At 68.9% G+C, this 9,751-nt stretch carries 6 protein-coding genes; 1 reads left to right on the top strand and 5 read right to left on the bottom strand.

The annotated features are described in order from the left end of the window. Positions 1-10: 10 nt before the first annotated feature. A complete protein-coding gene (locus JQX13_RS48245) occupies positions 11-2,284 on the top strand; it encodes a type I polyketide synthase (protein ID WP_203406127.1) in 2,274 nt (757 codons plus the stop codon). Between the two features lie 5 nt (positions 2,285-2,289). On the opposite strand, the gene JQX13_RS48240 is transcribed toward JQX13_RS48245, so the two are convergent. The 5 genes from JQX13_RS48240 to JQX13_RS48220 all read right to left on the bottom strand — a co-directional run bounded on the left by JQX13_RS48240 (position 2,290) and on the right by JQX13_RS48220 (position 9,745). Then, positions 2,290-2,808 (bottom strand): response regulator, encoded by a 519-nt coding sequence (locus JQX13_RS48240; RefSeq protein ID WP_203406126.1) that lies wholly within the window; start codon positions 2,806-2,808, stop codon positions 2,290-2,292. A gap of 116 nt (positions 2,809-2,924) precedes the next feature. Continuing rightward, positions 2,925-3,428: a response regulator gene (locus tag JQX13_RS48235; RefSeq protein WP_203406125.1), complete on the bottom strand. Its 504-nt coding sequence runs from the start codon at positions 3,426-3,428 to the stop codon at positions 2,925-2,927. After that, positions 3,425-5,671, bottom strand: coding sequence for a sensor histidine kinase (locus tag JQX13_RS48230; protein WP_239014314.1), 2,247 nt, complete (start codon positions 5,669-5,671; stop codon positions 3,425-3,427). The genes JQX13_RS48235 and JQX13_RS48230 overlap by 4 nt, the downstream gene beginning before the upstream one ends. A gap of 208 nt (positions 5,672-5,879) precedes the next feature. Then, positions 5,880-6,704, bottom strand: coding sequence for a hypothetical protein (locus JQX13_RS48225; protein WP_203406124.1), 825 nt, complete (start codon positions 6,702-6,704; stop codon positions 5,880-5,882). A 20-nt stretch (positions 6,705-6,724) separates the two neighbouring features. Beyond that, positions 6,725-9,745, bottom strand: a complete 3,021-nt coding sequence (locus JQX13_RS48220; RefSeq protein ID WP_203406123.1) for a CehA/McbA family metallohydrolase — start codon at positions 9,743-9,745, stop codon at positions 6,725-6,727. Positions 9,746-9,751: the final 6 nt, after the last annotated feature.

The raw sequence follows: 9,751 nt of genomic DNA, 5'->3' as shown, positions 1-9,751 counted from the left end.
AGGAGCGGAGATGTCCGAGGAGATCAATTATCGCCAGTTGCTGCAGCAGCAGCTGGTGAAGATCCGCAAGCTGGAGGCCCGGTTGGAGCAGGCCGAGGCCGCCCGTCGGGAGCCGATCGCCATCGTCGGCATGGCCTGCCGTCTGCCGGGAGGCGTGGAGAGCCCGGAGGACTTCTGGGACCTGCAGGTGAAGGGGGTGGATGCGACCGGTGAGGTTCCGCCGGACCGCTGGGACGCCGAGGCCCTGTACGATCCGGATCCCCAGGCTCCGGGGAAGATCCGCACGCGGCGCGGAGGCTTCCTGAAGGACGTGGACCGGTTCGACGCCCGGTTCTTCGGCATCTCGCCACGAGAAGCGGAGAGCATGGATCCGCAGCAGCGGCTGGTGCTCGAGGTGGCCTGGGAGGCATTGGAGCGGGCGGGGCACGCGGTGGTGCGCACCAGGCGAGAGCGCGTGGGCGTCTTCGTGGGGGTGATGAACAATGACTATGGGCAGCTCGCGCTGAACGCGGAGGGCCTGGCTGGCATCGATCCCTACTTCATCGGCGCGCGAGCGAACTGCGCGATCTCCGGGCGGCTGTCGTACCTGTTTGGCTTTCAGGGACCGAGCGTGGTGTTGGACTCGGCGTGCGCGTCATCGCTGGTGGCGGTGCACCTGGCCAGCCAGAGCCTGAGGAATGGCGAGTGCTCGATGGCGCTGGCGGCGGGGGTGAACCTCATCCTCTCGCCGGAGGCGAGTGTCTATCTCTCCCGCAGCGGAGCGCTCTCTCCGGATGGGAGATGCAAGTCGTTCGATGCCTCCGCGGATGGCTATGGCCGTGCGGAGGCCTGTGGCGTGCTGGTGCTCGAGCGGCTGTCGGATGCGCGGGCCCGGGGGGCCAACATCCTGGCGGTCATCCGGGGCTCGGCGGTGGGGCATGACGGTCCGAGCAGCTCGTTCACGGTACCGAATGGAGTGGCACAGCAGGCCGTCATCCGTGAGGCGTTGCGGAACGCGGGCGTGTCTCCCTCCGAGGTGAGCTACCTGGAGGCACACGGGACGGGGACGGCGATGGGAGACCCCATCGAGGCCGAGGCGATGTGGTCGGTGTTGAAGGAGGGGAGGAAGGGCGGGGAGTCGCTGTGGATGGGCTCGGTGAAGACGAACATCGGCTATCCGGAGGCGGCCTCGGGCGTCGTGGGGATGATGAAGGTGGTGCTGGCGATGCGTCACAAGCAATTGCCGCCGCACCTGCACCTGAAGAAGCCCAACCCGCTCATCGACTGGAAGGGGATGGGCGTGAGGGTGCCGGTGGAGCGGACGGCGTGGGAGCCGACGCAGGGCCGGCGCATCGCGGGGGTGACGTCCTACGGGCGGACGGGCACCCTGGCGCACGTGGTGCTGGAGGAAGCGCCACCCCTGGCGGAAGTGAAGCGGGACAAGGAGCGGTCCGAGCACGTGCTGGTGCTCTCGGCTCGGAGCGAGGAGGCCCTGCGAGCCCAGGCGGGCCGTTACGCCCGGTTCCTGGCAACGAATGACGCGGAAGCGGGAGACGTGTGCTTCACGGCCGCGGCGGGACGGGCCCACTTCGAGCACCGGCTGGCGGTGGTGGGCGGCGGCACGCAACAGCTGCGCGAGAGACTCCTGGCGGCGGAAGCGGGACGCGGGGGCGAAGGGCTATGGACGGGACGCGCGAGTACCCCGTCACCGGCCGTGGCCTTCGTCTTCGGCGGGGAAGGGGAGCGGTCCTCGGAGCTGGGCAGGTCGTTGTACGAGACGCAGCCTGTCTTCCGTGAAGCGCTGGAGAAGTGCGGGGACGCGCTGAAGGGCGTGCTGGAGAAGCCGCTGGTGCAGGTGATGTATGGCTCCGGGTCCGAGCTGTCGAAGGAAGAGGCGTACAGCAGGGCGGCGGTGTTCGCGGTGGAGTGGGCACTGGCCCGGATGTGGCGGGCGTGGGGCGTGGTTCCCCATTCGGTGACGGGCCGGGGCGTGGGCGAGTACGTGGCGGCGGTGGACTCGGGAGTCCTGGGCCTGGAGGAGGGGCTGCGGTTGGCTGTGCGCAAGCTGCCGCTGGTGGGCACCGGACCGGGGCTCGGCGAGGGCGACGAGGTTGTCCCCATCACCCCGAGCGAAGCGGACTGGACGCGGCTGTCGAAGACGCTGGGCGCGCTGTACGTGAGGGGGTTGGAGGTGGACTGGGCGGCCTTCGATGCGCCCTATCAGCGGCGAAGGGTGCTCCTGCCCACCTATCCCTTCCAGCGTCAGCGCTACTGGCTCTCGCGGCGATCCGAGCCGCGCCCCTGAGGGGCTCACGTCGGGGCGTGAGAGGGATCGTCGTCTTCTCCGGTGAGCTTGATGGCGAGCTGGCGCACCTCCTGGCCGTTGAAGGGCTTCCTCAGCTCCTTCAGCAACTGGAGGTCGCTGAACTCCCGGACCAGCTCCGCCCAGGAGTAGTCGGAGTAGGCCGAGCAGAGCACCACGCGCAACGAGGGGGCGACTTCCCTCAGACGCCGGAGGGTCTCCGCTCCGTTCCAACCGGGCGGCATCCGGTAGTCGAGGAACACCAGCGCGTAGGGCTGGTTGTTCTGCATGGAGGCGCGAATCTTGGCGACGCCCTCCTGCCCCTGGAAGGCGGAGTCCACCTCGAAATCCGGCTCGGCGGAGGCATTGCCGCGAGTCTGCGTCGGGCCGAAGAGCGCCTCCTCCAGCATGTCGATGTCGCCCCGGCTCCGGCGCTGCTCCGGGTTGAGGATCCGCTTGAAATCCGTGTGGATGGCCTCGGAGTCATCGATGACGAGGATTCGCTTCTTGCTCGGACAGTTGCTCATGTCGCCTCCTGGACCGGCGGATGGGGCATCCCTGATGGACGCCAGGGAGGTCGCGGAAATTCCTCATGGCTCAGGAGGAGAGCTGCCCACCTGCTCTTCCCCCCGGGGATTCGAACCTAAGGCGTGTCTCTCTGCTCGGTGAGGGAGAGGGCCAGCTTGCGCACCTCCTGCCCGTTGAAGGGCTTCCTCAGCTCCCTCAGGGAGTGGTGCTCGCCAAACTTCTGGAGCATCTCCGCCCACGAATAGTCGGAGTAGGCCGAGCAGAGCACCACGCGCAGCGCGGGTGACACCGTCCGCAGATGCCTCAGCGTCTCGGCGCCGTTCCACCCGGGCGGCATCCGGTAGTCGAGGAACACCAGCGAGTAGGGGCGGCCAGTCGCCTCGGCCTCGCGCACCTTGGCGACACCCTCCTGCCCCTGGAAGGCGGACTCCACCTCGAACAGGGACTCCTCGAGCGTGGAGGCACGGGAGGGAGCCGGGCCGAAGAGCACCTCTTCCAGCTGGTCGAGGTCGTTCCTGCTCCGGCGTTGTTCCGGGTTGAGGATGCGCCGGAAGTCCGTGTGGATGGCCTCGGAGTCGTCGATGATGAGGATGCGTCGTCTGTCTGAGGTGTTGCTCATGCCGCCTCCTGAGCCGCGAGATAGGGCATCTCCAGCGTGAACGTGGCTCCTCGTCCTGGCCCCTCACTGCGGGCCGTCAGGGCGCCACCCAACTCCTGCGCCGCGATGGCGCTGGAGTGCAGGCCGAAGCCATGCCCGTCTTCGCGGGTGGTGAATCCGTATTGGAAGATACGGGTGAGCATCTCCGGCGCGATGCCCTTCCCGTTGTCGTGGATTTCGATCTGGACGCGGTTGGCTCCGGTCCGCGTCAGCCTCACCGTCAAGCACCGCTCGTCGGGGGCGACCGCATCCAGGGCATATTTGGCGTTGCTGATCAGGTTGACGAGGATCATCAGGGTCTTGTGCTTGTCGGTGGGCACGGGCGGGAGCGGCTCCAGCTGCCGCACCACCTTCACCTGATGACGGGCGAGGCCCGCCGAGTTGATGCGCAGCGCGTCCTCCACCAGCTCCGCCAGCTGCACGGGCTCGTGGACGCGGGGCGTGCGGGCGAAGTTCTGTTGAACCTTGACGATGTCGCCGATGTGCTCGGTGTAGCGGCCCACGTCGTCGAGCAGCGAGACGATCTCCTTGCGCTCGTCGACCAGGTTCTGTCCCAGCTTGCCCAGGAAGGGCAGGACGTGCTGGCCCCGCTCGTCCCGGGTGACGAAGCCCGTGAGGTCTTCCTGGTTCTCCCGCAGCAGGGTGGCCACGCGGCCCACGTGCTCCAGGCGCATCTCCTCCATGCGCTCCTTGGCGAGCTGCGCGGAGGTATAGACGCTGGTGAGCACGTTGCCCACGTTGTGCAGCACGTTGGTGGCGATCTCCGCCATGCCGGCGCGCCGGGCCGTCTGCACCAGTTGATGGTGGATGTCCCGCAGCTCGCGCGTGCGCTCCTCCACGCGCTGCTCCAGGCTCTCGTTGGCCTGGCGCAGCTCCTCCTCGCGCCGTTGCACCTTGTCGGCCATGAGGCGGAAGGCGCGGGCCAGTTGCCCCAGCTCGTCCCGTCGCGCCGTGTTCAGCTCGACGTTGAAGTCACCGGAGGCCACCCGATCGGTCGCCTGGGTGAAGGACTGGAGTGGAATGGAGATCTGCTGCTTGAGCACCCAGTGCATCATCACCAGCTCGAGCAGGAGCGAGATGCTGCCGAGCAACAGGACGTAGCGGGCGGCCTGGGCGGCCGGCTTCGTCACCAGCGTCTCGGGGAACACGGTGACGAAGTTCCAGCCGGGGCCCTGGAACTGACCCATGGCGAGGAACTCGTCATGCTCCGGCAGCTCCACCACGGACACACCCGGTGGACGGTTCTTCACCCGCTCGAAGATGTCGCGCAGGTGGACCCGCTGCTTCTCGGAAACCGCCCACGTGGGTGCTCCCTCGCCCCCGGGCTGCTTCGCGGCGTCCAGGATGTTGTGTTCGCTGCCCAGGTCCTGCGGCTTCAGCTTGGGATGGGTGATGAGTTGCCCGTCGTCGTGGAAGAGCAGGTTGTACGCCCCGGGCATGGTGTCCTTCTGGAGGCGGGCCATCATCCCCGCGAGCAACACGTCCTGGCTGATCGTCGCGACATGGCGTCGCTCCAGGTCCAGGGGCGTGGAGACCGAGACCATCGCCTCGTGGGAGACCGGATCGTAGTAGGCCCCCGTCCACGTCGTCTTCCGCTCCGGGTTCTGGTCGGGGCGGCTGATGGTGAAGAAGGCCAGCTGCGTGCCCAGGAAGTTCGGTGCGGACTCCAGGCTCAGGTTGGGCTGTTCCGGCCAGTAGATGATGAGCGGCCCCTCCGGCAGCGTGATGTAGGTGTTCGCGAAGCGCGTATGGAAGGCGGGCCCGAACTGGGAGATCACGTCATACGCGGCGAGGATCCTCTGGCGCAGGTCCTCGTCGAGCCGGACTCCCTGGGGAACCAGGACACCCGGCTCTCGTGTGCCGTCGAAGCTCTCGGCGCGGTTGCGCACCGTGCCGTCGGGCAGGGACACGAACAGGCGCTCGAAGCGGGCGCTCACGTCCTCCGGGGCGCGGGCGTTGAGCCGCTCCGCCAGGGCCTTCAGGATGACGGACTGGTTGTCCTCGGCGAGCAGGAAGATGGCCTGCTCGCGTTGGCTGTGCTCCGAGATGTAGCGCTCCAACCGTATCCGCGCCTCGCCACGTTGGGTGTTGAGGATGTGGAGGTAGCTGAAGAGGGTCGTCAGCGCGACGATGACCCCGATGCGCGCACCCATGTGGATGAGCGTCGAACGGGCCAGCGGTGCGCGAGGAGAGCTGAACGACATGGCAACCGGGCGACCTGATTTCGTTCGAGGCCGGGCGTTCCAGTCCTCTGCCGGAAGACCGGCCTGGACCGCACGGCGCGAGAAGTCTCAAAAGTGGGAATTCCCCAATGAAGCTGACGATGTCGAGATTCCCACATTTTGAGCCGATGCGCACGAGGTCCGGGAGGACAGGGACAAGCTCCTGGGCACACCTGCCCTCCCTCATGACTTACATCCGGTACGTGAGCTTCAGCCCGCCGGCGGCCAGGGCGCGCTCGGCGCCGAGCACGGGCAGGCTGGCGCCCAGCTCCGCGCCGAAGTGCTCGCCCGCGCGGAAGCGAAGCCCCACGGCGGGCGCCACGTAGTCCAGCGCGGCCCGGTGGCCGAAGTGCACGTTGGCATCCAGCACGGCGGCGAAGCCGCTGAAGAGCGCGTACTCGGTGCCCACATTCACCAGGAGTCCGGCCTGGGGCAGTGGATCCGCGGCCCCCAGGCCCAGGGAGCCGTCCACACCCGCGTACCCGTGCACCTCGAAGCGGTTCGTCGGCCGGTACAGCGCGGCGGCGCCAATCTCCGCACCCAGGGTGCGGGTCCTCGGGCTGGCGAAGGACGTGGGCAGCTGCAGCCGCACGCTCGGGGACAGCACGAAGGCGCCGCTCGCCAGCGCCACGTAGGTGCCGCCCACGGTGAGCTGCCCCAGGGACATGCGCGTCCCGGTGAGGCTGGCGTTCTGGACGTACTGGAAGCGCAGCGCCTCCAGGGTGGCGAAAATCTCCAGGTCCGGGCGCACGGCGAAGCTGCCGGAGAGCAGGCCCGCGCCGGTGACGGCGCCATAGAGGTTCTGCGTCTCGATGATGGCGCTGCCCTGCACACCGAAGCCCACCTCGGTGCGGGGGCAGGCACGGCGGCCGGTGGCGACATCGGCGGACAGGAAGCCGAAGGTGACGGGGCCCTCGGCGAGCGCGGGGGCGATCCACTGTTCACACCCGCCCTCCGCGCGAGCGGCGGCGGGCGTGAGCAGCAGGGCGGCGAGCGCGACGAGCAGTCGGGACATGTTCACGGGGTGTCCTCGATTCACGGAACCACGCCGGGGGCATCGAAGGTTCCGTTGCCGTTCCGGTCGAGGAGGAAGGGGTTGGTGAAGGCCATGGGGTAGCCGCCGGTGACCACCTGGGAGAAGTGGAACAGCGGATCCGCCTCGCTGGAGGGCGGCGGGCGGTTGCGGAGCGGGCCGTAGTCGGCGTCCTTCTCGATGTCGCTCCGGTCCACCACGCCGTCCCCGTTGTTGTCGCCGGTGTCGGGGATGCCATCGGGCCCCTCGCCCGCGGGGCCACCGAAGTCGGCGGCGGGAGGCAGCGCCGTGCCGGCCTCCACCACGAGCCAGGCATCACCCGTGCGCTCGAGCACGTCGGAGAGCGGAATGTCCTTCTGGTAGCGCAGGAGCCCCCCGGTGCCGAAGATGCCCTCCGGGTCCGGGTGGGAGAGCTCCTCGGAGCCGATCGTCTTCACGACCCTGCCGTTGACGATGAGGCGCACCTCGCTCACGGGCACCCAGGGCGCGGCGGAGACCTTGAGGTGGAGCTTCGCGTCGGCCGAGGGCACCAGCGGGGTGAGCCCGAAGCGGCGGGGCCCGCTCGCCGTGTCCACGGTGGCCTCGATGATGGGGCCGTTGGTGCCGAAGGAGTCGCCGGCCTTCAGGGCGGCGTTGAAGCGGGCCGTGTCGAAGCCGGGGCCCGGGACGGCATCCGTGTAGACGATGTTGCGCGGCACGCCCACGGTGTTGTCGGTGAGGCTGTGCGAGTCGCTGTTGGCGGTGCCCGTCACGCGCTGCCCCTGGTTGAGCGTGTAGAACCAGAAGGCGCGGTAGGGCAGCAGCAGATCGTTCTGCGTGCCGTTCATCACCTCCTGGGTGTGCTGGGCGTTGTTGGCGAAGCCGCCCCGGGGCGTGCGCACGTACATGCCGGCGCGGCTGCCGTCATCGTGCGAGGGCAGGTTCTTCAGCGTGTTGAGCGCGAGCGCGCGCGGGAAGCCCAGGTCGCGGCCGAACTCGGCGTCCGCCCACGGGTGGTTGAGCTGGATGACGAGCTGCTTCTGCAGGGTGGGCGAGGTGCTGGCCATCACGCGGTCGAACAGCTCGCCGGGCTCGACGACCTCATCCGCCGGAGCGCCGTTGCGCGGCTTCGTCGGGTCGTACTCGAGCGGCCAGAAGTTGTAGTGGCCGATCACCAGGGGGATGTCGTAGCCGGGGCGCTTCATCCAGAGGATGTGGCCGGTCGTCTCCAGGCCCACCACGGTGCTCATCTTGTCCTGCAGGCCCAGGTTCCGGACGATCTGCGCGTAGTCGTAGATGACGTCGTGGTCGGTGGAGACGATGACGTCCAGGTCCGTGGCGGCGAAGGACAGCACGCGATCCATGTCGGGGATGGAGCTGTCGAAGCTGGCGGCGCCGTGCACGTGCAGGTCCGCGCCCACGGAGCCCGGGGGCTGGAGCGGCAGCTTGCCCAACGAGAAGGAGAGGGTGGTGTCCTCGGCGCCGAGCGTCACCGTCTCACGGGCCAGCGTCCAGAAGGGTCCCTTGAAGGCATAGACGTGGTAGCGGCCCCTGGGCGCGTCCACCGTGGCGGTGCCGCTGTGGACGAGGAAGCGGTTGCATGCGGGCGAGGGGCCCGGAGGCGGACCGAGCCACGGCGCGCAGGTCCCGAAGCGGCCGTGCAGCGAGCCCTCGGTGGCCGTCTGGTTGTCGGCGTCCACGGGGACGACGAAGACCTCGGCGATGAGGGGCTCTCCGCTGGTCGCGTCATTCACGTTCACGGTGAGGCGCGTGCTCGCGGGCACGGTGAGCGTGCCCAGGTCCGCGTCCGCGTCCACCTTGTCGAGCTGCCGGTCGGCCACCTTGCGCCCGAAGGCATGCAACTCCACCACGTAGTTACGGCCGGCGGGCACGCGGGCCTGGAAGCGGCCCTCCTTGTTCGGCGTCACCTGCGTCCACGGGATGCGGGTCTTCGGGTCGGCGGCGAGGTCGCCCTCGCTGATGAGCACGCTCACCTCGCGGCCCGCGCCGAGCGGCGTCTCGCCGCGGTTCACCAGTCCGGTGAGCGTCACGTACTGCTCGCCATGCAGCTTCTGACGGAGCTCCAGCGCCAGGTCCGCGGCGGAGGCCACGTCCCCGCGCTCGGACACGGCGAGGAAGCGCTCGAAGACGAGGTAGTCGCGCGGCGGCACCACGGTGCGCGGCAGGCCGGAGGAGGAGATCTGATCGCTCTGGAAGCCCTCGAGCAGGTCCGTCTCTCCGCAGGCCACGTGCGCGTAGCTGCTGGCCGGCTCCGAGGAGAGGGTCGCCGTCAGGTAGGGGAACTTGCGGTACGCGTCACCGATGGTGGTGAGGCCGAAGGACGGGTGCTCGTAACCCGTGCCCTCCGAGGGCGTGAAGGGCAGTGCCTCGCGGCCACTCCAGTAGAAGCCGTCCGCCAGCGCCCACAGCTGCGGGTCCACGGAGGCATTGAGGACCTCGGTGCGCACGCGCACGCCCGGCTCGCACGGACGCATCTCGTAGAGGGTGTGGACGGGGAACTCGGGCTTGCCGTCGAGCGTGCCGTCGAGCTGTACCGCCACGCGCGTGGGACGCTCGTCGATGATCTTCATCGACGTGTAGTGCACGGCGTCCGCGGGGAGGATTCCCACCACGGGCAGCACCTGGTTGATGCCGTCGTTGTTCTTGCCGCGGGCGCTCAGGTCGATCAGCGAGCCGCCGCCGGGATCCAACAGGTGCGTGGTGCCGAGGCCGGCGAGGACGGCCACCGCCCGGTCGTTGCCCAGGAGGATGTCGCCCCGGGCGCCGAGCGCGTTGAGACCCCCGGGCACCGTCTCGGTTCCAGGGACGGGATCGTTGCTGCCGACGCGCTTGTCCTCGGCGGTGAGGACGCGCACCTCGAGCGCGGAGCCCGAGGCGGCTTCACAGGAGTAACTCAGCTTCTCGCAGGGGCTGGATACCCGGCATCCTTCATCGTTGCCGAGGCAGCTCTCCTTCTTGCAGCCGGCGAGTGTGAGGCTGGCCAGGGCCAGGCTCGCGGCCAGGAGGCGGAGGGGGGAGGACATGATTGA

Source organism: Archangium violaceum (genome assembly GCF_016859125.1).
Lineage (GTDB): Bacteria > Myxococcota > Myxococcia > Myxococcales > Myxococcaceae > Archangium > Archangium violaceum_A.
This window is presented reverse-complemented; position numbering and strand designations above follow the sequence as displayed.